Origin of the sequence: Phenylobacterium terrae (genome assembly GCF_042681205.1) — a bacterium.
Classification (GTDB): Bacteria; Pseudomonadota; Alphaproteobacteria; order Caulobacterales; family Caulobacteraceae; genus Phenylobacterium; species Phenylobacterium terrae.
This window is the reverse complement of the sequence record NZ_JBHUEY010000006.1, coordinates 161,485-186,799: the sequence shown is the minus strand read 5'-3', so window position 1 is coordinate 186,799 and position 25,315 is coordinate 161,485. Positions and strand designations below refer to the sequence as shown.

Annotated in this window: 22 protein-coding genes; 11 read left to right on the top strand and 11 right to left on the bottom strand. The window is 71.8% G+C overall.

The window, feature by feature from the left end; translation table 11 throughout:
• The first annotated feature begins 10 nt into the window (after positions 1-10).
• Positions 11-520 (top strand): 2-amino-4-hydroxy-6-hydroxymethyldihydropteridine diphosphokinase, encoded by a 510-nt coding sequence (folK, locus tag ACFSC0_RS15250; protein ID WP_377280895.1) that lies wholly within the window; start codon positions 11-13, stop codon positions 518-520.
• On the opposite strand, the gene ACFSC0_RS15245 is transcribed toward folK, so the two are convergent.
• Complete coding sequence (locus tag ACFSC0_RS15245) at positions 507-1,016, bottom strand: GNAT family N-acetyltransferase (RefSeq protein ID WP_377280894.1); 510 nt, start codon at positions 1,014-1,016, stop codon at positions 507-509. The two genes, folK and ACFSC0_RS15245, sit on opposite strands and share 14 nt — an antisense overlap.
• A gap of 85 nt (positions 1,017-1,101) precedes the next feature.
• Here ACFSC0_RS15245 and rpoZ point away from each other — a divergent pair, with 85 nt between their 5' ends.
• The 5 genes from rpoZ (at position 1,102) to ACFSC0_RS15220 (ending at position 12,652) form a co-directional block, all read left to right on the top strand.
• Positions 1,102-1,461 (top strand): DNA-directed RNA polymerase subunit omega, encoded by a 360-nt coding sequence (gene rpoZ, locus ACFSC0_RS15240; RefSeq protein ID WP_377280933.1) that lies wholly within the window; start codon positions 1,102-1,104, stop codon positions 1,459-1,461.
• A 2-nt stretch (positions 1,462-1,463) separates the two neighbouring features.
• Positions 1,464-3,713 (top strand): RelA/SpoT family protein, encoded by a 2,250-nt coding sequence (locus ACFSC0_RS15235; RefSeq protein WP_377280932.1) that lies wholly within the window; start codon positions 1,464-1,466, stop codon positions 3,711-3,713.
• A 196-nt stretch (positions 3,714-3,909) separates the two neighbouring features.
• Positions 3,910-6,486, top strand: a complete 2,577-nt coding sequence (locus ACFSC0_RS15230; protein ID WP_377280893.1) for a calcium-binding protein — start codon at positions 3,910-3,912, stop codon at positions 6,484-6,486.
• 127 nt (positions 6,487-6,613) lie between these two features.
• The gene (locus ACFSC0_RS15225) at positions 6,614-8,806 is read left to right on the top strand and encodes a calcium-binding protein (protein ID WP_377280892.1); all 2,193 of its coding nucleotides are present in this window, start codon (positions 6,614-6,616) and stop codon (positions 8,804-8,806) included.
• 93 nt (positions 8,807-8,899) lie between these two features.
• Entirely contained in the window at positions 8,900-12,652 is a 3,753-nt protein-coding gene (locus ACFSC0_RS15220; RefSeq protein ID WP_377280891.1) for a hypothetical protein, read from the top strand.
• On the opposite strand, the gene ACFSC0_RS15215 is transcribed toward ACFSC0_RS15220, so the two are convergent.
• From ACFSC0_RS15215 to dapA, 3 genes are read right to left on the bottom strand one after another with little or no spacing between them, the layout of a single operon-like run.
• A complete protein-coding gene (locus tag ACFSC0_RS15215) occupies positions 12,649-13,413 on the bottom strand; it encodes a GNAT family N-acetyltransferase (RefSeq protein WP_377280890.1) in 765 nt (254 codons plus the stop codon). The genes ACFSC0_RS15220 and ACFSC0_RS15215 overlap by 4 nt on opposite strands.
• Positions 13,410-13,865 carry an SsrA-binding protein SmpB gene (gene smpB / locus ACFSC0_RS15210; RefSeq protein WP_377280889.1) on the bottom strand — a complete coding sequence of 152 codons (456 nt, stop codon included), beginning with the start codon at positions 13,863-13,865 and terminating at the stop codon, positions 13,410-13,412. Before smpB ends, ACFSC0_RS15215 begins: the two co-directional genes overlap by 4 nt.
• Positions 13,865-14,749 carry a 4-hydroxy-tetrahydrodipicolinate synthase gene (gene dapA, locus ACFSC0_RS15205; protein ID WP_377280888.1) on the bottom strand — a complete coding sequence of 295 codons (885 nt, stop codon included), beginning with the start codon at positions 14,747-14,749 and terminating at the stop codon, positions 13,865-13,867. Before dapA ends, smpB begins: the two co-directional genes overlap by 1 nt.
• 165 nt (positions 14,750-14,914) lie before the next feature.
• On the opposite strand from dapA, the gene ACFSC0_RS15200 reads away from it, so the two are divergent.
• Complete coding sequence (locus ACFSC0_RS15200; RefSeq protein WP_377355200.1) at positions 14,915-16,957, top strand: lytic transglycosylase domain-containing protein; 2,043 nt, start codon at positions 14,915-14,917, stop codon at positions 16,955-16,957.
• Between the two features lie 24 nt (positions 16,958-16,981).
• Here ACFSC0_RS15200 and bla read toward each other — a convergent pair whose 3' ends face one another.
• Positions 16,982-17,821: a subclass B3 metallo-beta-lactamase gene (gene bla / locus ACFSC0_RS15195; protein ID WP_377280886.1), complete on the bottom strand. Its 840-nt coding sequence runs from the start codon at positions 17,819-17,821 to the stop codon at positions 16,982-16,984.
• 124 nt (positions 17,822-17,945) lie between these two features.
• Between bla and ACFSC0_RS15190 the strand changes: the two genes are divergently transcribed.
• Positions 17,946-18,869, top strand: coding sequence for a LysR substrate-binding domain-containing protein (locus tag ACFSC0_RS15190; RefSeq protein ID WP_377280885.1), 924 nt, complete (start codon positions 17,946-17,948; stop codon positions 18,867-18,869).
• A gap of 22 nt (positions 18,870-18,891) precedes the next feature.
• Here ACFSC0_RS15190 and ACFSC0_RS15185 read toward each other — a convergent pair whose 3' ends face one another.
• Entirely contained in the window at positions 18,892-19,320 is a 429-nt protein-coding gene (locus ACFSC0_RS15185) for a PaaI family thioesterase (RefSeq protein ID WP_377280884.1), read from the bottom strand.
• An 81-nt stretch (positions 19,321-19,401) separates the two neighbouring features.
• Here ACFSC0_RS15185 and ACFSC0_RS15180 point away from each other — a divergent pair, with 81 nt between their 5' ends.
• Positions 19,402-19,941, top strand: a complete 540-nt coding sequence (locus ACFSC0_RS15180; RefSeq protein ID WP_377280883.1) for a TetR/AcrR family transcriptional regulator — start codon at positions 19,402-19,404, stop codon at positions 19,939-19,941.
• A gap of 6 nt (positions 19,942-19,947) precedes the next feature.
• Here ACFSC0_RS15180 and ACFSC0_RS15175 read toward each other — a convergent pair whose 3' ends face one another.
• From ACFSC0_RS15175 to ACFSC0_RS15155, 5 genes are all read right to left on the bottom strand, one after another.
• A complete protein-coding gene (locus ACFSC0_RS15175) occupies positions 19,948-20,709 on the bottom strand; it encodes an ABC transporter ATP-binding protein (protein WP_377280882.1) in 762 nt (253 codons plus the stop codon).
• On the bottom strand, positions 20,706-21,689 hold the full coding sequence (locus ACFSC0_RS15170) for a FecCD family ABC transporter permease (protein ID WP_377280881.1): 984 nt from the start codon (positions 21,687-21,689) through the stop codon (positions 20,706-20,708). The genes ACFSC0_RS15175 and ACFSC0_RS15170 overlap by 4 nt, the downstream gene beginning before the upstream one ends.
• Positions 21,686-22,384: an ABC transporter substrate-binding protein gene (locus ACFSC0_RS15165; protein WP_377355199.1), complete on the bottom strand. Its 699-nt coding sequence runs from the start codon at positions 22,382-22,384 to the stop codon at positions 21,686-21,688. The genes ACFSC0_RS15170 and ACFSC0_RS15165 overlap by 4 nt, the downstream gene beginning before the upstream one ends.
• A gap of 86 nt (positions 22,385-22,470) precedes the next feature.
• Positions 22,471-23,103 (bottom strand): TetR/AcrR family transcriptional regulator, encoded by a 633-nt coding sequence (locus ACFSC0_RS15160; RefSeq protein WP_377280879.1) that lies wholly within the window; start codon positions 23,101-23,103, stop codon positions 22,471-22,473.
• A 125-nt stretch (positions 23,104-23,228) separates the two neighbouring features.
• Positions 23,229-23,540: a DUF6665 family protein gene (locus ACFSC0_RS15155; protein ID WP_377280878.1), complete on the bottom strand. Its 312-nt coding sequence runs from the start codon at positions 23,538-23,540 to the stop codon at positions 23,229-23,231.
• 93 nt (positions 23,541-23,633) lie between these two features.
• Between ACFSC0_RS15155 and ACFSC0_RS15150 the strand changes: the two genes are divergently transcribed.
• On the top strand, positions 23,634-24,527 hold the full coding sequence (locus ACFSC0_RS15150) for a class I SAM-dependent methyltransferase (protein ID WP_377280877.1): 894 nt from the start codon (positions 23,634-23,636) through the stop codon (positions 24,525-24,527).
• The gene (locus tag ACFSC0_RS15145; RefSeq protein ID WP_377280876.1) at positions 24,524-25,312 is read left to right on the top strand and encodes a TrmH family RNA methyltransferase; all 789 of its coding nucleotides are present in this window, start codon (positions 24,524-24,526) and stop codon (positions 25,310-25,312) included. The genes ACFSC0_RS15150 and ACFSC0_RS15145 overlap by 4 nt, the downstream gene beginning before the upstream one ends.
• Positions 25,313-25,315 lie beyond the last annotated feature (3 nt).

Here is a 25,315-nt window from a genome sequence, read left to right as displayed (position 1 = left end):
CTCTAGGGTCTTGGATCTGGACGAAATCGTCGTCGTCGCCTTGGGCGGCAACCTTGCCGGGAATTTCGTCTCGTCCGAAGCCCTTCTCGAGGCCGCCGTGGCCAAGCTGGTGGAGGCGGGATTGCCGGTTCTGGCGCGGTCCGGCTGGTGGCGTTCGGCCGCCTGGCCCGACCCGTCAGGCCCTGAGTATCGCAATGGCGTCGTCCTTGTCGAGGCGAACCGGGGGCCGGAAGCCCTTATGAACACACTATTTCAGGTGGAAGCGGCCTTCCGTCGGGTGCGCGAGGGCAAGAACGCGCCCCGCACGCTGGACCTCGATCTGATCGCCTACGGGCGGCTGGTCAGGGACGATCCGGCCCTCACCCTGCCCCACCCCCGGGCGCACGAGCGGCGGTTCGTGATGGGCCCCCTCGCCGAGGTCGCGCCGACCTGGCGCCACCCCGTGCTGGACAAGACGGCGGCCGAGCTGGCGGCGGCCGCGACGGTGGGCCGGGACGCCGCCCCCCTCACCCGATCCTGAACCGGAAAACCGTGCCGTCCCAGTCGCTTGCGTCGTCGAGTTCGTGCAGGGCGGAAAGTCCCGGCTGGCTCTCGATGACGCCGCGCCAGAAGACGAGCGCGCCCGTGTTCCGCCGCGCCACCGCCACCTCCCAGACGCCCGGCCGGGCCTGGAAGACGGCGGTCGCGGCGGCCGCCCCGACGCCGGCCCGGCGATGTTTCCGGACCACGAAGAACTCCGCCACGTTCCAGTCCACCGGCCTCGCGCCATGGTGGTGACGGTTGATCAGACAGAAGCCCGCAAGCCGGCCTGCGGCCCTTAGAAGCAGCGGTACGCGATCAGCGTCGCTCCAGTAGGATTCGAGGTACGGGTACGGGGCGAATCGGCCGTCCTCCTCCAGCTCGCCCTCGTCCGTTCCCGCCCAGTGCTCCGAAAAGTCGTGGGTGTAGAGCTGGAAGAGGTTGGCGAGGGTCGCGATCCGGTCGGCCCCGGCCGGCTCGAGGACGACGCTGTTCATTGGCCCCTCCCGGGTCATGCGGCATTGCACAATCAGTCAGCGCTCGCTATCTTTCCAGGTTCTTCCTCCCCGCTAGAGAGACTCCATGGCCCGCGTCACGGTCGAAGACTGCATCGAGAAGGTCCCCAACCGCTTCAGCCTCGTGCTGCTCGCGGCCCATCGCGCCCGCGCCATCTCGTCCGGCGCGCCGCTGGCGGTCGATCGCGACAACGACAAGAACCCGGTCGTGGCCCTGCGCGAGATCGCCGACGACGTGGTGGATTCCGAAGAGCTGCGCGAGAGCCTGATCGGCACCCTGCAGCGCGTCGACGAGCGCTCCGAGGCCGAGGAAGAGGCCGAAACCCTGGCCCTGCTGGCCGATCCGACCCACATGCAGATGAGCGAGCTCGAGCTCGTGCGCGCCCTGCAAAGCGACCGCGACGGCGGTCAGGAGGAGCGGTACTGAGCCTGCCCGGCGCAGATCCGCTCCCTCTCAAGGCGGCGCGAGCCGCCGCCCTTCCCAAAGTCGCGCCCGCCCAGCGGCCGCGCTACCTGCGTCAGTACGAGCTGATCGAGAAGGTCAAGTCGTACGACCCGACCGCCGACGAGGCGCTGCTCAACCGCGCCTACGTCTACGCGATCCGCATGCACGGCTCGCAGAAGCGGGCCTCGGGCGACCCCTACTTCGCCCACCCCATCGAGGTCGCCGGGATCCTGACGGACTACCGGCTGGACACGGCGACCATCGTCACCGCCCTGCTCCACGACGTCATCGAGGACACGGTCGCCTCGCGCCAGGACATCGAGGAGAAGTTCGGCCTGGAGATCGCCGAACTGGTCGAGGGGGTGACCAAGCTCTCGCAGCTGGAGCTCGCCGCCGAGCACACCCGCCAGGCGGAGAACCTGCGCAAGTTCATCCTGGCCATCTCCAAGGACGTGCGCGTCCTGATGGTCAAGCTGGCCGACCGGCTGCACAACATGCGCACGCTGGAGCACATCAAGAGTCCGGCCAAGCGCGAGCGGATCGCCCGCGAGACGCTCGACATCTACGCCCCCCTCGCCCGCTCCATCGGCGTCCACCGGATCTGTTCGGAGCTGGAGGAGCTGGCCTTCACCCATCTCAATCCGGTGGCCCGCGACGCCATCCGCCGCCGGCTCGAGGCCCTGCGCACCGAACAGGGCGGCGCGGTGGCCCTGGTCTCGGGCGAGATCGCCGCCAAGCTTGAGACGGCCGGCATCCCGGCCCGGGTGTTCGGCCGCGAGAAGCACCCCTACTCGATCTGGCGCAAGCTGCAGCGCAAGTCGATCGGCTTCTCCCAGCTCTCCGACATCTACGCCTTCCGGGTGATCGTCGACACCGAGGACGACTGCTACCGCGCGCTCGGCGTCATCCACCGCGCCTGGCCCAGCGTGCCCGAGCGGTTCAAGGACTTCATCTCCACGCCCAAGCGGAACAACTACCGCTCGCTGCACACCACCGTCGTCGGTCCCCGCGGCATGCGCATCGAGATGCAGATCCGCACCGAGGCGATGGACCGCGTGGCCGAAGAGGGCGTGGCCGCCCACTGGCGCTACAAGGACCAGTCCTACGGCTTCGACGCCGAGGCCCAGGCCGCCGCCGGCGGCCGCGACCCGCTGGTCAACCTGCGCCACCTGGTCCAGGTGCTGGAGCACGGCGGCGACGCCGAGGAGCTGGTCGAGCACGCCAAGCTCGAGATGTTCCTCGACCAGGTGTTCGTCTTCACCCCCAAGGGCCAGCTGGTCAGCCTGCCCAGGGGCGCGATGCCGCTGGACTTCGCCTACGCCGTCCACACCGACGTCGGCGACACCTGCATCGGAGTGAAGATCAACGGCGAGCTGCGCCCCCTGCGCACGCCGCTGCAGAACGGCGACGTGGTGGAGGTGATCCGCGGCGGCAAGCCCGTCGTGCCGCCCGACTGGCGCAGCCTGACCGTCACCGGCCGGGCCCGCTCGGCCATCCGCCGCCACATCCGCCAGACCGAGAAGGAGGAGTTCGTCCGCCTCGGCCGGGCGAGCCTGGACCAGACCTTCGAGCGGGCCGGCAAGGCGCGCAGCGACGTCTCGCTTCGCCCGGCGCTGGACCGCTTCGCCCTCACCGCCGAGGACGACCTCTTCGAATCCCTCGGCCGCGGGCGGATCACGCCGACCCAGGTGCTGGACATCGTCTTCCCCGGCCTCAACATCTCCGAGCGCGACGCGGCCACCGCCCAGCGGCGGATCGAGGGCGGCAAGGGCGCCCGGCTCTACGTGCGCGGCGGCGGCCTGACCCCGGGCGTGTCGCTGCACTTCGCCCGCTGCTGCAGCCCGGTGCCCGGCGACCGCATCGTCGGCATCGTGGAGCCCGAGGGTGAAGGCCTGACCATCCACACCATCGACTGCGAACAGCTCGAGGCCTACGAGGACCGCGAGGAGCTGTGGCGCGACCTGCAGTGGACGCCCGAGGCCGAGCGCAACACCATCTCGCGGGCCCGGCTGATGGCCACCATCCGCAACGCGCCCGGCGTGCTCGGCCAGACCTGCACGGTGATCGGCGAAGCCGGCGGCAACATCGTCAACCTGCGCATGCGACACCGCCAGCAGGACTTCTTCGACGTCGAGTTCGAAGTCGAGGTCAAGGACGCCCGTCACCTCACCCACATCGCCGCCGCCCTGCGGGCGAACCCCAGCGTCGAGACGGTGGACCGCGGGAAGAGCTAGGGCGCGCGCGGGTCCCCCTCCCGACTACAACCAGCCATCCACTGATCAGGCGTCGCCTCCCGATGACCGGCGCGCTGCCCCATCACACGCGCGAGGCGTTCAACTCGCGGCCTACAAGCTTGACTAGAGGTCGCTGCGCGGGACCAATTCTATCGGTGTAAGCCGAAACCCGAAGTCAGGCGGGGTGGAGGGGGCTGTGGCGACGATCCACGTTTATTCCGACTTCAGGGTCTACCCGGGCGAGACGCTGAGCTTCACCAATGAAGCCGCCTTCTGGATCGAAGACCACGGCGCTCCGTCACCTTCGCTGTACATAGACGGCGAAGTCCTCATGCAGGCGAACAGCGGAGACCACTTCGTCATCGGCATCGGATACGGTTGGCAGGACGGCGTCGTCCACATCAGCGCGGGCGGCGCCGTTCGCGCGACCTTGACCGACCCGTACGGGGAACTGACGGGCTACGCTGCGAGCAGCTGGTCACCCCAGTTCATCAACGAAGGGGTCTTCGACATTGAGGCGGCGTCCTGGGCCACAGGGCTCGTCACCTGGGACGCCGGCCCGTGGACCTTCCGGAACAGCGGCGAGTTCACCGTCACCTCAGGCGGATTCGCGCACGGCGTGCGGTTATCGAACGCCGGCGCCGTCCTGAACTCCGGGAACATCGTCGTCTCCGGCGGAACTGGAACGCAGGCCGTCATCATCAATGGGTTCGGGGGCGAGCTGCAGAACTCCGGCCTGATCCGGGCGACCGACAACGACCCGGACTACCTCTCCGTCGCGGTGCGTTGGAATGCGACCTTCGGAGCCGGGCAGATCTTCCACAACTCGGGCACGATCGAAGGCGAGTACGCCCTGATCGTGTGGCCGTACGTGTCGGACGAGAACCTTCTTCTGTTCCGCAACAGCGGCACGATGCGCGGAATCGTCGACCTTGGCCACGGGCACGGGGAGCTCCGGAACGAAGGGCTTGTCGACGGCTTCGTCTTCCTCGGGGTGGGCAACGATGTCTACGACGGGCGTCTTGGCGCGATCAGCGGCGACGTCTACGGAGAGGACGGGACCGACACGCTCCTGGGCGGCGCCTTCTCGGACGGTCTATTCGGCGACTTCGGCGCAGACAGCATCGACGGTGGGGCCGGCGACGATTGGATCGAGGGCGGCCGGGATGGAGACTGGCTGGCCGGAGGTGCAGGCTTCGACCTCCTCTCGTACGAGTCGGCGACGATGGCGGTTCAGGTCGACCTGGCCGCGGGCCGGGGCTTCTCGTCCGGCGAGGACACGCTCTCCGGCTTCGAATGGGTCTTAGGGGGCGTGTTCGCCGACACGATCGCCGGCTCCGCCGCGGCGGAGACGCTGTTCGGCTGGGACGGCGGCGACCTCCTGAACGGCGCGGGCGGCGATGACCTCCTGTTCGGAGAGGCGGGCGACGACCGCCTGACCGGCGGCTCAGGCCACGACCACCTGTTCGGCGGCCACGGGGCCGACACCCTGGATGGCGGGGCGGGCTTCGACTACGTCCGCTACGACGACCAGGCCTACGCCGGCTTCATCGTCTCGCTTTCCAACCCGGCGCTGAACACCGGCGCAGCGGCGGGCGACGTGCTGATCGGCATCGAGGGCCTGGTGCTGGGGACCGGCAACGACGTCGGCTACGGCGACGGCGGCGACAACTACCTCTACGGCATGGCCGGCCACGACAATCTCTACGGCGGGGCCGGGGCGGACTACCTGCACGGCGGCTCGGGCTTCGACTACGCCCGCTACGATGCGGAGACGAGCGGCTTCACCGCCTCGCTGGCGGTTCCGGCGCACAACACCGGCGCGGCCGCCGGCGACGTGTTCGTCGAGATCGAAGGCCTGATCCTCGGGAGCGGAAACGACTGGGCCTACGGCGACGCGGGCGCCAACTACCTCTACGGCATGGCCGGCCACGACAACCTGATCGGCGGCGCGGGCGCCGACTACCTGCACGGCGGCGCGGGCTTCGACTACGTCCGCTACGATGCGGAGACGAGCGGCTTCACCGTCTCGCTCGCCGCCCCGGCGCGCAATTCGGGAGCGGCGGCCGGCGACGTGCTGGTGGAGATCGAAGGCCTGGTGCTGGGCGGGGGCAACGATGTCGCCTACGGCGACGCCGGCGCCAACTACCTCTACGGCATGGGCGGAGCCGACAACCTGTTCGGCGGCGCCGGAGCCGACTACCTGCATGGCGGGGCCGGCTTCGACTACGCCCGCTACGACGACCAGGCCTACGGCGGGTTCACCGCCTCTCTGGCCAACCCCGGCGCCAACACCGGGGCCGCAGCCGGCGACGTGTTCGCCGAGATCGAGGGGCTGGTGCTGGGGAGCGGGGACGACTCCGGGGCCGGGAACGGCGCCGACAACTACCTCTACGGCCTGGGCGGGAACGACACCCTCGACGGGGGCGCCGGCGCCGACCACCTGCACGGAGGAGCCGGCGGCGACCGGTTCGTGGTCTCCAGCGCCGCGCACTCCAGCGCCGCCGCGCCCGACCGGGTGCTGGACTTCAACCCCGGCGAGGGCGACCTGATCGACGTCTCGGCCGTGGACGCCGACCCCGGCCAGGGCGGCGACCAGGCCTTCGCCTTCGTCGCCGCGTTCAGCGGAACCGCCGGCCAGGTCCGCGCCGTGGTCGACGCCGGCCTGAACCAGACCCGGCTGGAGTTCGATCTCAATGGCGACGGCGCCGGCCAGGAGATGGTGATCCTGCTCACCGGCCAGTTCGCGACCGCTCTGGGGCTGGTGCTCTAGGCCCCCGCCGCGCGCCCGCGGCGCTCCTGCGACACTGTCGCGCACCCGGTTTTCGACGAAAAACCAAGCGGTTAACCCGCCCGACACGCTGTCGCCGCAGGATAGACGCCGGCGATAGGAGGGCGATTTGGGAGTTTGGAGTCCGGGGCCGGCGGAGACCGTCGGCGACGACACGTTTGCGGGCGATTCCACGGGCGAGACCGTATCGGGCCTGGCGGGGTCCGACAGCCTCGCCGGCGCCGACGGCGATGACCAGCTGTCCGGCGGCGCCGACGCCGACGTGCTGGACGGCGGGGCGGGGCATGACCACCTGGCGGGCGACGACGGCGACGACTCGCTGAGCGGCGGCGGCGGCTGGGACTGGCTGGACGGGGGCGCAGGCGCCGACCGGCTGGACGGCGGCGCGGGCTACGACGCGGTCACCTACCGTGCGGCGAGCGCGGGCGTGGTCGTCAGCCTGGCCCTGGCCACCGCCCAGGACGTTGGCGGCGGCATGGGCCTGGACACCCTCGTCAGCATCGAGGGGCTGTGGGGATCGGACTTCGGCGACACGCTCAGCGGCGACGCGGGCCGGAACGCCCTGTCCGGCGGGCTGGGCGACGACCAGCTGGCGGGCGGCGACGAGTCCGATGCGCTGTTCGGCGGCGACGGCGCCGACACGCTGGCCGGCGATGCGGGCGACGACGCCCTGTTCGGCGACGCCGGCGACGACCGGCTGGTCGGCGGAATCGGCTTCGACTGGGCGGTGTTCACCGACGCCGGGGGCGTGTCGGTGGACCTGGGCGCCGCGCAGGCGGTCGGCGCGACGTCGGGGTCGGACGGGCTCTTCGAGATCGAGGGCGTGTGGGGAAGCACCCTTTCGGACACCCTGATCGGCGACGGCGGGGCCAATGTGCTGGTCGGCGACGCGGGCGACGACGTCCTGGCCGGCGCGGGGGACGACGACTGGCTGTTCGGCGGCGCCGGGAACGACGCCCTCGACGGCGGCGACGGCGACGACGCGCTGTTCGGCGGCGCCGGCGCCGACCACCACGCCGGCGGCCTCGGCTTCGACGAGGCGCGATACGACGACGCCGGGTTCGGGGGCCTGACCGCCTCGCTCGCCGACCCTGCCCGCAACACCGGGGCGGCGGCCGGCGACACCTACGATTCGATCGAGGGCCTGGTCCTGAGCCCGGGGTCCGATCGCGGCTATGGCGACGCCGGGGCGAACCGCATCCTCGGCCGCGGCGGCCACGACCACCTCTACGGCGGCGGCGGGGCCGACACGCTCGATGGCGGTTGGGGCTTCGACTACGCCCGCTACGACGATGCCGCCTACGCCGGCTTCACCGCCTCGCTGGCGGATCCGACGCGCAACACCGGCGCGGCGGCCGGCGACGTGTTCGTCGCCATCGAGGGGCTGGTGCTGGGCAGCGGCAACGATTGGGGCTATGGCGACGGCGCCGACAACTACCTCTACGGCATGGGCGGCCACGACAACCTTATCGGCGGGGCCGGCGCGGACCACCTGCACGGCGGGGCCGGCTTCGATTACGTCCGCTACGACGATGCCGCCTATCCCGGGTTCACCGCCTCGCTGGCCGACCCAACGCGCAACACCGGCGCGGCGGCCGGCGACCGCTACGCCGAGATCGAGGGGCTCATCCTCGGCTCCGGCAATGACTTCGGATATGGCGACGCGGGCGCCAACTACCTCTACGGCATGGGCGGCCATGACAACCTGATCGGCGGCGCGGGCGCCGACTACCTGCATGGCGGCGCCGGCTTCGACTACGCCCGCTACGACGATCAGGCCTACGCCGGCTTCACCGCCTCGCTGGGCAGCCCCGGTGCCAACACCGGGGCCGCGGCCGGCGACCGCTACGCCGAGATCGAGGGCCTGGTGCTGGGAAGCGGGAACGACTCCGGCGTCGGCGACGCCGCCGACAACTACCTCTACGGCATGGCCGGCGACGACACCCTCGATGGCGGCGGCGGGGCCGACCACCTGCACGGCGGGGCCGGCGCCGACCGGTTCGTCATCTCCAGCGCCAGCCACTCGAGGGCCAGCGGACCCGACCGGGTGCTCGACTTCGATCCCGGCCAGGGCGACGTCATCGACGTCTCGGCCCTCGACGCCGACCCCGGACAGTCCGGCGACCAGGCCTTCGCCTTCGTCGCCTCGTTCACGAACACCGTGGGCCAGGTGCGGGCGGTGGTCGACGCGGCCCGGAACGAAACCCGGCTGGAGTTCGACCTGAACGGCGACGGCGTCGGCCAGGAGATGCTCATCCTCCTCACCGGCCAGTTCCCGAGCGCGTCGGGGCTGGCGCTCTAGGACCGTTCGCTCGCCGCGCGACCCGGCTTGACTCGCCCCGACGGAACGGCTGTTGAAGCTTGACCATGGGTTGAGTTCAGGGCGGGGCGCAACGTGATCATTTCCAGTGACACCGTCTGGCAGGCGGGTCAGACCTACGTCCTGTCCGAAGACACCGTCGTCGGCGAGGGCGTGTCGCTGACAATCGAGGCCGGCGCGAAGGTTGTCGGCGGGGGCTTCAAGCTGGATGTCCGCGGGGCCCTGCATGTGCAGGGGACGGCGGCCAACGCCGTCTCGCTGGACGACGTGGCGATCACCATCACCGAGGGGCCGTATCTGAACGATGGAACGGTGGACATCGCGCACGCGCTTTGGCGCGGCGGATCGTTCCTCGCCAGTTCCGCCGTCGGCTCCTCCTGGAATGTCTCGATCACCAACAGCGCGCTGATCGGCGTCGGCGGCTGGAACCTCACCTACGCCGACAGCGTGCTGATCGACGGAAACCTGCTGATCGACTGCGGCCGGATCACGACCTACGTCGACGGGCCGATCACCATCAGCGGCAACGTCTTCATCGCCAGCGACCCGGCCTCCGCCGGGCTGACGATCATGTCCTCGGGTGCGTCGCTCACGGAGATGCCCCAGGTCACGGGCAACAGCTTCCTGAACGTGGGACGCCCCACCCTCTCCACCACGGACGAGGGCCAGGGCGATATGAACGCCGTCGGCAACTACTGGGGCACGACCGATCCGCAGGTGATCGGAGCGATGATCCGAGACGCGAATGACGACCCGCAGTGGCTGGTCCACAGGATCGACTTCGAGCCCTTCCTCACGGCCCCGACGGCGGTCGTGCCGGGCTTCGCCGGCTCACCCGGCGGTGACTCGCACCTCGGCGCATCGCTCTGGGACGTCCTGTTCGGCGCCGGCGGAGACGACAGCCTCGGCGGGGCCGGCGGCGCCGACATCGTTTGGGGCGGTCCCGGCCACGACACCCTGTCCGGCGGCGACGGCGCGGACAGCCTCCTCGGCAGCGAGGGGGGCGACAGCCTGGACGGTGCGGCCGGCGACGACACGCTGCACGGCGGGGCCGGCGACGACACCATCGACGGCGGAGCCAACCACGACACCCTCTCCTACGCCGCGGCGGGCGCGGGCGTCGTCGTCGACATGAGGATCTCCGGACCGCAGACCGTCGGGGGCGGTCAGGGCCAGGACAAGATCTCGAATATCGAGCGGCTGCTCGGCAGCGGTTACGCCGACACCCTCACTGGCGGCGTGCCGTCCATCAGCATCGTCGCCGGCGCCGGCGACGACAAGCTGGTGGGGGTGAAGGACGGGGACTTCCTGGACGGCGGCGACGGCTACGACGTGGCCGACTACGGCCTGGCGGCCAGCGCGCTCGACATCGACCTGACCCGCAGCTGGGTCTGGCAAGACAACGACGTCCTGGTCCGCATCGAGCGCGTCGTCGGCGGGGCGTTCGCCGACCGCCTCGCCGGGAACGCCGCCGCCAACGCGCTCGTCGGCGGGGCGGGCGACGACACCTTGCACGGCCGCGGAGGCGAGGACTCCCTCACCGGCGGGGACGGCGACGACGTGGTGATCCTGACCGGCGCGCGCACGGCCTACTCGATCACCGCGACCGCCGGCGGCGTCCGGATCGAGCATCTCAATGGAGGGAGCGACGGCGTCGACCTAGTGTCGGAGGTCGAGCGGATCGGCTTCTCCAGCGGCGCCCAGATGATGACCATCGAGGACGCCCTGGAGCCTTCGCCCGCGGACCAGCTGATCAACGGCGGATCCGGCGCAGACACGCTGACGGGCAACGACGGCTCCGACACGATCTCGTCCGCGGCGGGCGACGACAGTCTCGTCGGCGCCGCGGGCGCGGACAGCCTGAATGCCGGCGCGGGCCACGACACCCTCTCCGGCGGGGCCGGCAACGACCACGTCGAAGGCGGCGACGGCGACGACCTGCTGATCCTGTCCGGGTCGCAGTCCGACTACATGATCGTCAGCGGCGTCACGACCGTCTGGCAGATCCGCGATCTGCGCACAGGCAGCCCGGACGGCACGGATGCGATCAGCGGGATCGAGGGCTTCGGTTTCAACAACGGCGCCACGATCGTCAGCTTCATCGAAGGCGCGATCACGTCCGGTCCCGACCACGTCCGGGGCGGGCTCGCCAACGACACGATCGACGGGCTGGCGGGCGGCGACATCCTGTTCGGCGGCTCCGGCGACGACAGCCTCGCGGGCGGCGACGACGATGACCTGCTCGAGGGTGGGCGGGGCGACGACACGCTCTCCGGCGGGGCGGGGATCGACCGAGTGACCTATGCGAACAGCGCCGGCGCGACCGGCGTGCAGGTCAGCCTGCTGGTCGCCGGGCCCCAGGACGTCGGCGAGGGGCTCGGACGGGACGTGCTGCTGGGTATCGAGAACCTGTCGGGCACGAACCGGAACGATCGGCTGGTCGGCGACGGCGGCGCGAACCGGCTCGACGGCCTGGCCGGGCACGACATTCTCTACGGCGGCGGCGGGGCCGACACCCTGGATGGCGGGGCGGGCTTCGACTACGTCCGCTACGACGACCAGGCCTACGCCGGCTTCATCGTCTCGCTTTCCAACCCGGCGCTGAACACCGGCGCAGCGGCGGGCGACGTGCTGATCGGCATCGAGGGCCTGGTGCTGGGGACCGGCAACGACGTCGGCTACGGCGACGGCGGCGACAACTACCTCTACGGCATGGCCGGCCACGACAATCTCTACGGCGGGGCCGGGGCGGACTACCTGCACGGCGGCTCCGGCTTCGACTACGCCCGCTACGATGCGGAGACGAGCGGCTTCACCGCCTCGCTGGCCGACCCGGCGCACAACACCGGCGCGGCCGCCGGCGACGTGTTCGTCGAGATCGAGGGCCTGATCCTCGGGAGCGGAAACGACTGGGCCTACGGCGACGCGGGCGCCAACTACCTCTACGGCATGGCCGGCCACGACAACCTGATCGGCGGCGCGGGGGCCGACTACCTGCACGGGGGCGCGGGCTTCGACTACGTCCGCTACGATGCGGAGACGAGCGGCTTCACCGTCTCGCTCGCCGCCCCGGCGCGCAATTCGGGAGCGGCGGCCGGCGACGTGCTGGTGGAGATCGAAGGCCTGGTGCTGGGAAGCGGCAACGATGTCGCCTACGGCGACGCCGGCGCCAACTACCTCTACGGCATGGGCGGAGCCGACAACCTGTTCGGCGGCGCCGGGGCCGACTACCTGCATGGCGGGGCCGGCTTCGACTACGCCCGCTACGACGACCAGGCCTACGGCGGCTTCACCGCCTCTCTGGCCAACCCCGGCGCCAACACCGGGGCCGCAGCCGGCGACGTGTTCGCCGAGATCGAGGGGCTGGTGCTGGGCTCGGGGGACGACTCCGGGGCCGGGAACGGCGCCGACAACTACCTCTACGGCCTGGGCGGGAACGACACCCTCGACGGCGGCGGCGGGGCCGACCACCTGCACGGCGGAGCCGGCGCCGACGATCTGCTAGGCGGCGCCGGCGCCGATCGGTTTGTGATCGCAAACGCTGCACATTCGACCGCCGCCGCGCCCGACCGGGTGCTGGACTTCGACTGGAGCCTGGGGGACCTCGTCGACGTCTCGGGCGTGGACGCCAATCCGGGCGTAGCCGGCGATCAAGCGTTTGAGTTCGTAGGCGCCTTCACCGGGACCGCCGGCCAGGTCAGGCCGGTGATCGACTACGGCATGAACCAGACCCGGCTGGAGTTCGACATCAACGGCGACGGCGTCGGGCAGGAGATGGTGGTCATCCTGAGCGGTCACCAACCGATGGGCGCTGGGCTGGTGCTCTAGGCGCCCTGGCCCGGCGGTTTCGACCAGTAGAAGTACCGCCACGCCGGCCGAAAGCCTGCCCGGCGGTAGAGGCTGCGGGCCGGCGCGTTCGGCTCCTCCACCTGCAGGAAGACGCGGGTGAGGCCGCGGTCTTCGGCGGACTGGGCCAGGCCCGCCAGGACGCGGCCGGCCAGCCCCTGCCCCCGGTGCGCGGCGGCGGTGCGCATGCCGTGCACGCTGGCCCAGCCGTCGCCGAAGGAGGCGACGCCGACGGCCAGGGCCGCGCCGGCGGCGTCACGCACCGCGCCGAAACGGTTCTCTCCGGAACGGGTGAGGAGGTCGATCCGGCTGGCGCCGTCGGCCGGGTCGAACCCCGGCCCCAGGAAGACCGCCTTCCAGCTCTCGTCCGGGCTCGCGATCACCTCCGCCGGTTCGCCGCCGCAGACTTGGCGCATGCCGGCGACGTCTCCGACCTTGACGAGCGTCGGCTGCTCGGGGCGATAGCCGCGGTCGGCGAGGGCCGCCCGGACCCCGTCCAGGCCCGGCCCGTCGCAGATGCGGAAGCCGGGCGTGAGGCCCCGCTCGGCGTAGGCGGCCTCGATCGCGTCGAGGGCCGCAGCGTCGGCCGCCAGTTCGTGGCTGAGCGGCACGGCGCTCTTCGAGCGGCGCGCCGCGCCGGCGCCCAGGGCGACGAGCCAGCCGCCGATCTCGATCACCGCCTCGGGCGGCAGGGCGGCGATGGTCGCTCGCTCGATGGCCTCGACGTCGGCGGCGTCGATCACCCGCGGTCCCGAAGCAGCCGGGCCTTGTCGCGCTGCCAGTCGCGGTCGGCCTCGGTCTGGCGCTTGTCGTGGATCTTCTTGCCCTTGGCGAGCGCGATCTCGAGTTTCGCCAGGCCCTTCTCGTTCCAGTAGAGCTTCACCGGGATGATGGTGCGCCCTTCCCGCTGCACGGCGCCGATCAGCTTGTCGATCTGGCGGCGGTGCAGCAGCAGCTTCCTGGGCCGCCGCGGCTCGTGGTTGAAGCGGTTGGCGCCGGCGTAGGGCGGGATGTCGGCGTTGACGAGCACGATCTCGTCGCCCTCCACCGCCGCATAGCTCTCGGCGATGTTGGCCTTGCCGCCGCGCAGCGACTTCACCTCCGACCCGGTCAGCGCGATGCCCGCCTCGGTGAAGTCCTCGAGGAAGTAGTCGAACCTCGCCCGCCGGTTCTCGGCGATCACCTTGCCGGCCATCAGTGGACGCCGGCTTCCTTCATCGCCGCCAGGACCTGGGCGCGGGCGGCCTCGGACGCGGGCGTGATCGGCAGCCGGAGCTCCTCGCTGCAGAGCCCGAGCTGGGCCAGGGCGAACTTGGTCGGCGCGGGCGATGCGTCGGCGAACAGCGCCTTGTGCAGGCGGATCAGCCGGTCCTGGCCGTAGAGGGCGCCCTTCCACTGGCCGGCCAGGGCGTCGTTGTACATCTGGGCGCAGGCCTCCGGCGCGACGTTGGCGGTCACCGAAATGCAGCCGTGTCCGCCGTGCGCGATATAGCCCAGGCCGGTGTCGTCGTTGCCCGACAGGAGGCACCAGCCCTCCCCGCACTCCAGCCGCTGGATGCTGGCGCGCGCCAGGTCGCCGGTGGCGTCCTTGATGCCGACGATGTTGGGCAGCTTGGCCAGCCGCGCGACCGTCTCGTTGCTGATGTCCACGACCGTGCGCCCGGGCACGTTGTAGAGCAGGATCGGCAGCTGCACGGCGTCGTTGATCGCCTTGTAGTGGGCGTAGATGCCCTCCTGGCTCGGCCGGTTGTAGTAGGGCGCGACGACCAGCGCGGCATCGGCGCCCACCTGCTTGGCGTGCTGGACGAGCTCGATCGCCTCGGCGGTGGAGTTTGAGCCGGCCCCGGCGATCACCGGCACGCGCCCGCGCGCGGTCTGGACGCACAGCTCGACGACGCGGCGATGCTCCCCGTGGCTCAGGGTGGTGCTCTCGCCGGTCGTGCCGACCGGCACAAGGCCGTGCACGCCCCCGGCGATCTGCCGCTCGACCAGTGCGACAAAAGCGTCCTCGTCCACGGCGCCGTCGCGAAACGGGGTCACGAGGGCCGGAAAAACGCCGCGGAACAAGGGTTCAACCATTGGGAGTGCAAATTGCCGTGAATGCGTCGCACAAAGTTGCGACTGGGATTTGGCGGGACAATATGGCCCCCTATCCCCCACCCGCAACGATTCATCGCCTTCGGCGCGACCTGGAGACCGTCATTGACCTCCTCGGCCCGCAAAGCCCTCTATGGATTCAGCGCTGTGGCGCTGCTGGCCGGCGTCGCCGCCGCCCAGGCGCTGGGCCCGCAGGCCTCCAGCCCTGAGCCGGCGCCCGCCCTGCCCGCCGCGCCGCAGCCGTACCGCGCGGCCGCGCCGGTGGCGATGGGCGACTCCCAGCTGATGGTCCAGGCGATGGAGGCCGCGCGCCGCCGCGACGTGGCCGGCGCCCGCAGCGCCATGTCGGCCATCAAGGACCCGGTCGCCCGCAAGGTCGCCCTCTGGGCGCTGGTGGACGTCAACGGCGAGACGATGAGCTTCGCCGAGGTCGACCGCGCCCGTCGCGAGCTGGCCGACTTCCCGCGCGGCGCGCGGCGGCAGGAGCTGGCCGAGAAGCTGCTGGAGACCTCCGGCCAGAGCCCGCAGCAGATCATCGCCTGGTTCGGCGGCAAGGACCCGGTGACGCCCGAGGGCGCCATGGCCCTGGCCTCGGCCTTCCGCGCCGGCGGCCAGCCGCAGCTGGCGACCAACCTCATCCGCAACTTCTGGCGCAACAAGGTCTTCGAGGCCTCGGCCCAGCGCACCATGCTGGCCCGCTTCGGCGACGTGCTGAGCCAGGACGACCACGTCCGCCGGGCCGACACCCTGCTCTACGGCACGCACGGGCCGGCGACGCGCGACATGGTCTCCCTGCTGCCGCCCGATCACCGCGCGCTGGCGCAGGCGCGGATGGCCCTGCGCAACGGCGGATCCGACGCCCTGCAGCTGGCCTCCGCCGTGCCCGCCAACCTGGCCTCGCACCCGGGCCTCGCCTTCGAACGCGCCGGCTACTACCGCCGCAAGGGCCTGACCGTGATGGCGCGCAACCAGCTCGCCAACGGGCCCAAGGAGGCGCTGCACGAGGATGCGGCCGACCGCATCTGGGAGGTGCGCTATCCGCTGATCCTCGACGCCCTGAAGACCCGCGACTACCGGGGCGCCTACACGGCGGCCGCGAACAGCGGCCTGACGAGCGGCGTGCCGGCCGCGGAGCTGGAGTTCTACGCCGGCTGGATCGCCCTGACGAAGCTGAAGAACGCGCGCCAGGCGCAGGTCCACTTCGCCAACCTGGAGAAGATCGGCTCCTCGCCGATCACCCGCTCCAAGGCCCTCTACTGGCTCGGCCGGGCGGCCGAGGCGCAGGGCAACAGAGGCGAAGCCCAGCGGCACTACGCGGCCTCGGCCAAGTACAACACCGCCTTCTACGGCCAGCTGGCCGGCGAGAAGGTGGATGGCGGCCGCATCACCCTGGCCAAGGACCCGCAGATCGGCGCCTCGGACAAGGCTCGCTTCGAGGGCCGCGAGGTGGTCAGGGCGACGCGGCTGCTGTTCCAGTCCGGCCAGAAGGACACCTTCAAGGTCTTCGCCCTGCACCTGGACGACATCCTGGAAAGCGACGTCGACCAGGCCCAGCTGATCGACCTGATCCGCGGCTACGGCGACCAGGACACCTCGATGAAGGCCGCCCGCGGGGCCGCGCAACGCGGCTTTGTGCTGACCGATCGGGGCTATCCGATGCGCACGCCGCCGCAGGTCCACGGCGCGCCGGAGCCGGCCCTGGTGCTGGGCATCACCCGCCAGGAAAGCGGCTTCGACCCGATGGTCCGCTCCTCCGCCGACGCGCGGGGGATGATGCAGCTGCTGCCCTCCACCGCCCAGATCGTCGCCCGCAAGATGGGCGTCGACTATTCGGTCAGCCGCCTGCACGACCCGGACTACAACATGCGTCTGGGCTCGTCCTACCTGGGCCAGGTGGTGGACCAGTTCAGCGGCTCCTACGTGCTGGGCGCGGCCGCCTACAACGCCGGCCCGGGACGTCCGCCCCAGTGGATCGCCTTCTGCGGCGACCCGCGGACCTCCGGGACCGATCCGATCGACTTCATCGAGTGCATCCCCTTCACCGAGACCCGCACCTACGTCATGCGGGTGATGGAGGGCATGCAGGTCTACAAGGCCAAGCTCGCCGGCGGTTCGACCAGGATCACCCTGTCGCAGGATCTGGCCCGCGGCCGCTATGGCGGTCCGCGCGTGGCCGCGATGGCGGACTAGCGCAGCTACAGTCGGCCACGCCTGTCAGCCGCCGGTCTGCGCGGCCAGCTCCTTCTCGAACAGCCGCTCGGCCCGTTCGACCTGCCGGTGGAGCTCCGCCGGATCGCGGAACGGGTCGGCCGCGCCCTGGGACAGCCGGGCCCGCTTGCCCTCCAAATCGAAGAACTCCGGGTGGAAGTTGAGGAAGTAGTCCGCCCTCAACGAGCGCAGCTTCGCGAAACTGCGGCGGAAATCGGCGGCCGCCTCGGGGTAGGCCGGATCGCCCGTCAGCTTCTGGCCGGCGACGGTGAGGCTGCAGGCGAACAGCACCGTGCCGGTCGGCGCGGCCAGCGACCAGCTCGTACAGCCGCGCGTGTGGCCAGGCGTCAGGTGAGCCGTGAGGACGGTCCGGCCAAGGCGAAGCGTCTCGCCATCCTTCACCACCCGATCCACCTTCACCGCAGGGAAGCCGTCCAGCTCCGGACGCCCGATCGAGCGGCCGGCCTCCAGGTCGGCCCGGTCCCCTGCGCTCGCCACGAGCTTGGCGCCGCTGCGCTGCTTCAGTTCGGCCAAGCCCCCCGAGTGGTCGAAATGGGAGTGGTTGATCAGCAGGTAGCGGATGTCGCTGAGCCTGAAGCCGAGCTGTTCGATGTTGTTCGCGATCAGCGGCGCGCTCTCAGGCAGGCCGCCGTCGATCAGCACGTGCCCCTTGGGATCTGCGATCAGGTAGGCGGCTAGGCCCGCAGTGCCGACATAGTAGACCTCGCCGGTGATCCTGAAGGGCGCGGCCGGACGGTTCCATTCCACCCGTTGATGAGCGTCCTGCGCCGCCGACACAGAAGGCACGGCGGCGGCCAGGGCGAGGGCCAGGAAGAGAGTGCGCATCGGGTTCCTCACGCTTCGTCGGGGAGGCCCGGCGCCCCCCTCGCCCTCCATTGATGACGCGACCGCGCGATGCGGCGCAAAGGACCTTTCCTGGTGCGAGCCATAAGCTAAAGTGATGGCTCGCATGGTGCGACCCTACCTTCCGTTGAATGGTCTGCGCGCCTTCGAGGCGGCGGCGCGGCACCTGTCCTTCACCCGGGCGGCCATCGAGCTGTGCGTGACGCAGGCGGCGATCAGTCAGCAGGTGAAAGGGCTCGAGGAGCGGCTGGGACGGCGCCTGTTCCGCAGGTTGCCGCGCGGACTGGCCCTTACGGACGAAGGGCTCGCCCTCCTCCCCGCCGTCGCCGAGAGCCTGGACCGCCTGGGCGATGCGCTCGAGCGCGTGGGCGCGGGACGTCCGCGCGAAGTCGTCAATGTGGGCGTCGTCGGCACGTTTGCGACCGGCTGCCTGCTGCCGCGCATCTCCACGCTGGCGGCCGTCGCGCCGCATCTGGAGGTGCGGCTCTTCACCAACAACAACCGCGTCGACCTCGCGGCCGAGGGACTGGACTGCGCCATCCGCTTCGGCGACGGCTCCTGGCACGCCACCCACGCCGAGTGGCTCATGGACGCGGCGCTGAGCCCCCTGTGCGCCCCGGGCGTCGCTCGCCGCCTGTCGCAGCCGCATGACCTGCTGTCGGAGACCCTGCTCCGCTCCTATCGGGCCGACGAGTGGGCGCGGTGGTTCGACCGCGCGGGCCTCGCGATCCCACCCCTCCGCGGGCCGGTCTTCGACAGCTCGCTGGCGATGGTCGAGGCGGCCGAGATGGGGCTTGGCGTCGCCCTGGCGCCCGCATCGATGTTCTCCGCTCGCATCGCGCGCGGCGCCCTTGTGCAGCCCTTCGGCGTCGAGGCCCCGCTCGGGGGCTACTGGCTCACCTGGCTGAAGTCCAAGGCGCCGACACCGGGCCTGATGCTGTTCCGCGAATGGCTGCACGAGGAGTGTCGCCGCCTCGCCGAACAGCCGGGCCGCCCCCGCGCGCCTGACCTCTCGCTTTCGTCCGCATGAGCGGGCCCCGCTTATTGCGCGCTCAGGCCGACGCCCCCGGCAGCACGATCTGCTGGGCGTAGGCCTTGGCGATCAGTCGATCTTCCTGCCGGAACTCGGCCTCGGCGGCGATGACGCGGCGGCCGTGCGCCAGCACGCGAGCCTCGATGTCCACCGTCCGCGCGGCGCCGACCCGCAGGAACTGCACCTGCAGGCTGCCGGTGCGGAAGACGCAGTCCTCGGGCACGCAGGTCATGGCCGCGAAGGTCAGCACCTGATCGGCCAGCGCCGCCAGGTGGCCCCCGAACAACGAGCCGTCGGCGCCCAGCACGTCCGCGGCCGGCTCCCAGCGCTTCCTCACCCAGCCCTCGCCCCAGGCGTCGAGCGTCCCCAGCCGGAGCTGCGCCACCACCGCCGGCGGCTCCGCCCGCCGCTCCACAAGGGCCTGCAGCCGATCCTTCGCCCAACTCATCCGCGCCTCCGTCCGTTGACCGTGCAAGCTTTCTGAGCATTGCTCAGCTTCGCTACTCGCTTTCGGCGGAGGAACCCGGCCTTGGCCGCCGCGCAACGGAATCAAAGACGTGCGCCGAGCCAGGCGCGGGCGCAGGCCACCTGCGCGGCCATCCTCGAGGCGACAACTCGCATCCTGGAGGAGCTGGGCGAGCCGGCCCTGACCACCAACCGCATCGCCGAACGGGCCGGCGTCTCCATCGGCACGCTCTATCAGTACTACCCGAACAAGCAGGCGATCCTGGTCGCCATCGGGCGGCGAGAGAACGCCCGCATGGACGGCATCGCCGCCGAGCTGATGGCGGCCGGCGTCAGCGAGCGGCGGGCGCGGATTCGCGCCTACGTCCGCGCGCTTTCCGACCGGCCGGCCACCCGCCGCGCCGTGCTGAAGGCGATGCTGGAGAGCGAATCCGCGGACGTGCTGTGGCCGAGCGGCCCCGAGGCCGTCGACGCCTTCGTGATGTCGCGGGCCGTGATCGGCGCCGTCCGCGCCGCGGTCCTGGAGGGCTCTCCCTACCTGACCCAGCCCGTCTTCGAGGACGCCCTCGTGAAGCTGGTCGGCGCGCTCCAGGCTCAGCCCTGAGGCGTCTCAGCGCCGGCTCCGTCTCGCGGCCAGCACGGGACCCCGCTCGGTCGAGACGAGCTCGCCGTCCAGACCGAACACCTGCGAGAGCACGGCCGGCGAAAGCGCCTCCTGCGGAGGTCCGTCGGCGACGGTCCTGCCGCGGGCGATCACCACGATCCGGTCGCAGCTGCGGGCGGCGAGGCCGAGGTCGTGCAGGGTGGCGACGACTGCGCGGCCCGCGCCGGCCTCCTCCCGCAGCAGCTCGAGGGCCAGCAGCTGGGCGTCCGGATCGAGGCCGGCGGCGGGCTCGTCGGCGGCGAGCAGCGGGGCGGCCGTGGCCAGCAGCCGGGCGAACAGCACCCTCGCGCGCTCCCCGCCCGAGAGGTCGAGCACGCCGCGAGCGGCCTGGTCCGCCATGCCGACCCGAGCGAGGGCCTGCATCGCCGCCTCCCGCGCCTGCGCCGGCGCACGGTCCGCCGCGCCGAGACTGGCGATGCGCCAGGCCGGCAGGTTCCAGCCCACCCGCCGCTCCTGGGGCAGGTAGCCGGCGAGCGACGCGCGCTGGAGGTCGGAGAGGGCCGAGACCTCCCGCCCCCCGAGTCGGGCCGCCCCCGCCTGCAGGCGAACCAGGCCAAGGGCGGCGCGCAGCAGGGTCGTCTTGCCCGCGCCGTTGGGGCCCACCAGCCCGACCAGCTCGCCGGGTCGCACGGCGAGCGAGGCGCCGGAGAGGGCCTCCACCCGGCCGAGGCGCGCCCGCGCACCGGTCACCTCGAGCGCCAGGCTCATCCGCGCCAGCTCCGGGCCGCGCGCCAGGCGATCAGGGCGAACAGCGGCGCGCCGAACAGGGCCGTGACGACGCCCAGTTTCAGCTCCTGGTCGGTGGGGATCAGCCGGCCGGCCAGGTCCGCGCCGACCAGCAGGGCCGCGCCGGCCAGGGCCGAGGGCGTCAGCGTCCGGGCCGGGTCCGCCCCCGCCGCGGCGCGCACCAGGTGGGGGGCGGCCAGGCCCACGAAGCCGATGATCCCGGCCATGGCCACCGCCGCGCCGGTCAGCAGCGCCGCTCCGGCCACGGCCGCGGCCCGCAGCCGCGCCATCGGCAGGCCGGACAGCGCCGCCGCCTCCTCGCCCAGCGTCAGCATCAGCAGGCCGCGGGCCGCGTAGAGGCAGAGCCCCGCCCCCGCCAGCATCGGCGGCGCCGCGCGCGCCAGGTCGCCCCAGTCGCGGTTCGCCACCGAGCCCAGCAGCCAGGCGAGGATCTCGCTGGTCGCGATCGGAGACGGCGAGAGGTTGAAGATGAGGCTGGTGAGCGCGCCGGCGAAGGCCGACAGGGCCACGCCGAACAGGATCAGGGTCTCGGGCTCGCGGAACCGGGCGGCGAGCCCCGTCAGCAACGCCCCGGTCGCCAGCGCCGCCGCCAGGGCCGCGGCCTCGACGCCGCCCGGCAGCGCCGCCAGTCCTGCCGAGATCGCCAGGGCGGCGCCCAGGCCTGCGCCGGCCGAGACGCCGAGCACGCCGGGATCGGCCAATGGGTTGCGCAGCAGTCCCTGCATCACCGCCCCGGCCAGGCCCAGGGCCGCCCCGACGGCGGCGGCGGCGGCGATGCGCGGCGCCCGGATGTCCCACAGGATCTGCGCCTCGGGCGTGCCGGGCTGCAGGGCGCGCAGGTAGCCGCCGGCGTCGAGCGCCGTCTCGCCGAGCGCCAGCCCCAGGACGGCGAGCAGCACGAGCCCGGCCAGCAACGGCCCATTCAGCCGCAGCGCGCTCACTTCGGCGCCCGCAGCGCCAGGGTCTCGGCCGCCTCGGCCACGAACCAGCCGGGACATCCCAGCACCGCCCCGGGCAGCGAGGCGATGGTCCGGCCCTGCGCCGCCCTGCGCAGCGCCTGGTGCCGCCCCGGCCCCCAGTAGGTGTTGGCAAGCATGAAGGAGTCGAAGAAGCCCAGCACGACGGCCGTCGGCGGCCGCATCGCCAGCGCCTCGAGGGAGACGGTGGAGTAGCCCGGCCGCTCGGCGGCGCTGGTCAGGCCGGCCGCCTTGAGCATCGCGCCGATCAGGGTTCCCTCCCCCGCGGTCGCGCCGCCCGGCGTGACGTAGAGGGCCCGCTTGCCTTCCCAGGCGCCGGCGGCGCGGGCGAGGCGGGCGTCCATCTCGCCGATCAGCGCCTCGGCCGGCCCGGGGCGGCCGAGCGCGACGCCGACCTTGCGGAGTCCGTCGCGCACCTCTGCGAAGTCCTGCGCCTCGGGCACGTCGACGACCGTGACGCCGTGGCGACGCAGGGCCGCCAGCAGCTTGGCGTCGCCGCCCCAGTGACGCACCACGATGTCCGGGCGGGCGGCGAGCACCGACTCCAAGGTCGAGCGCCGCAGCGGCAGGCCGCGGGCGCGCTCGCGCAGGCGCGAATCGGCGTCGTCGGCGCGGGTCGACAGCCCCACGATCGCCTCGCGGGGGCTGAGCGCCAGCACATACTGGTCGGCGCACTGGTCTAGGGAGAAGACGCGCGGCGCGGCGGCGGCCGGCCGGGCCAGCGCCAGCCCCGCCGCCAGGGCGATCAGGCCGGCGCGAGCCCGTCCAGCAGGCCGTCCAGGGTCAGGGCGAGCAGCTCGTCCCGGGGCGCCCACTTCACTTCCGGGCGCGAGACGACAAGGGCGACCATCCCATGGCAGGCCGCCCACAGGGCCTGGGCCACCGCCTCGGTGTCGCCCTTCTTCAGGCGCCCGGCTTCGCCCAGCTCGCCCACGACGCGGCAGAATATCTCGTAGCATTGCGCGCCCAGGCCGGTGGTCCCGATGTGCTGCACCGCCGATACGGGACGGCCGCCGCCGAACACAAGCAGATAAGCGTTCGGATGCTCGAAGCCCCACAGCATGTAGGCCTCCAGCATGGCCCTCAGCCGCACCCGCGCGTCGGCGCTCCGGCCGGCGATCTCGGTGTTGCGGTCGAGCAGCTGCTGCATCGTCCGCTCGCAGATCTCGTGCAGGATGCAGCTCTTGTCCTTGAAGTGCATGTAGAGCGCCGTGGACGAAACCCCCACCTCGTCGGCGATCTTGCGGATCGTCGCGCCCTCGTAACCTTCGGCCACGAAGATCCGCTCGGCGGCGTCCAGGATCTCGGCCCGGCGCAGGTGGCCGTCCCCCTTGGCCTTGCGGGCCGACCGGCGCGTGATCACCGCAACTTCGCTCACCAGCTCATGCTCCCCACTCTGCACCGCGGACAGGCGCCACCCCCCAGGACGGCCCGCCGCGGCGACCTCACCGTGGGTTACCGTAGGCAACTTATGGTCCGAGCGCAAAACCCGATCAGGCCTGACTAGATCATGCCCACCCGGTTCAGCACCTCGCGCGGGATCCGCTGTTCACGGATCACCTGCCGGTGGTCGACTAGGCCGCAAGCCTCGCGCTGGACCCAGTAGCCCCAGACCGCCCTGGCCGCATCGCGCACCAGCTGCGCCCGGTCGGCGCCGGCCGTCTCTCCGGAGTCGAACGCCCGCAGGCGCTCCAGGCTGTGTTCGACCTCGCGGCCGGCTCGGCCGAGCGAAGCCGCCGTCTCGGCGAGCAGCTCGGCCTCGAGGACGCTGACGCCGGACCTGGCCTGCAGCGCGCTGGAAAACTGCGAGGGCATGCGCATGATCCGAACGCTACACGCCCCTTGCGGCCGCCGGAAGGCGCGCGCCGGCCCTGGACGAGAGGGCTGCGAAATGGGTAAGCGCAGGCGATGACCCGCCCCGCCGTCGCCGACGCGCCCTGCGTGATGCGCACCACCGGCTGGGCGGACTACGCCCTGCTGGACAGCGGCGACGGCAGGAAGCTGGAGCGTTACGGCCCCTACACTGTCGTCCGACCCGAGCCGCAGTGCCTGTGGAGCCCGCGCCAGGACGCCGACTGGGCCCGCGCCGACGCCGTGTTCGATCCCGAGGGCGAGGAGGACGCCGGGCGCTGGCGCTTCAAGGGCCGGCCGAAGGACAGCTGGCCGCTGGGCTGGGGCCAGGTGAAGTTCCACGGCCGCTTCACCGCCTTCCGCCACCTGGCCTTCTTCCCCGAGCAGGCCGCCAACTGGACCTGGCTGGACGAGACCGTGCGCGGCATGGGCGGCCAGCCGAAGGTCCTGAACCTGTTCGGCTACACCGGCGTCGCCAGCCTCGTCTGCGCCGCGGCCGGCGCCGCGGTCACCCACGTCGACGCCTCCAAGAAGGCCGTCGGCTGGGCGCGGGAGAACGCCGCCCTCTCGGGCCTCGAGCAGGCGCCGGTCCGCTGGATCACCGAGGACGCCAAGCGCTACGTGCAGCGTGAAGTGCGCCGCGGCTCGCGCTACGACGGGATCATCCTGGACCCGCCGAAGTACGGCCGCGGACCGGGCGGCGAGGTCTGGCGGCTGCTCGAGGACCTGCCCGAGCTTTCGGCTCTGTGTGCTGAGCTTCTTTCGGAAAACGCCAGGTTCCTGCTGCTCAACGCCTACGCCGAGCGGATCAGCGGGGCCGCGCTCGCCAGCCTGCTGGCCGAGCGGCTGACCGGCCGCGGCGGACGGATCGACTGGGGCGAACTGGCGCTGGTGGAAGCCTCCGGCGAACGGCAGGTGGGCCTCTCCTTCTTCGCCCGGTGGTCGGCGTGAGCGTCAAGGCCGTCACCTCGCTGACGAATCCGACGGTCAAGGCCGTCCGGGCCCTGCACCTGCGCAAGGAACGCGACGAGACCGGACTGTTCGTCGCCGAGGGGCTGAAGAACGTCACCGAGGGCGTCGAACTGGGGCATGCCCCGCAGGTGCTGATGTTCGGCAAGGACGCGGCGGAGCATCCCCTCACCCGCCGGGCCGTCGCCGCGACCCTGGCCGCCGGCGGCGAGGCCATCGAGGTCACCCACGACATCCTCGCCAAGGTCTCCCGGCGCGACAATCCGCAGGCGGTCGTCGGCGTCTTCAAACAGCGCTTCACGGCCCTGGACGCCCTGCAGCCGCCGAGCGCCGACGTCTGGGTGGCCCTGCACCGGGTGCGCGATCCGGGCAACCTGGGGACCATCGTGCGCACCGCCGACGCGGCCGGCTGCGGCGCGGTGATCCTGGTCGGCGAGTGCTGCGATCCCTATTCGGTGGAGGCGGTGCGGGCGACCATGGGCTCGATCTTCGCCGTGCCCATCGTGCGGGCGAGCGAGACCGAGTTCGCCGCCTGGCGCGGCGGCTGGCCGGGCTCCGTCGTCGGGACGCTGCTGACCGCCGAGGTCGACCACCGCCAAGCCGATTACGCGCGGCCGGCGCTGATCCTGATGGGCAACGAGCAGCAGGGGCTGCCGCCGGAGATGGCGGCCCTGACGGACGTGAACGTGAAGATCCCCATGCGCGGCCGGGCCGACAGCCTGAACCTGTCGGTCGCCACCGGCATCATGATCTACGCGGTCGGCTGAACC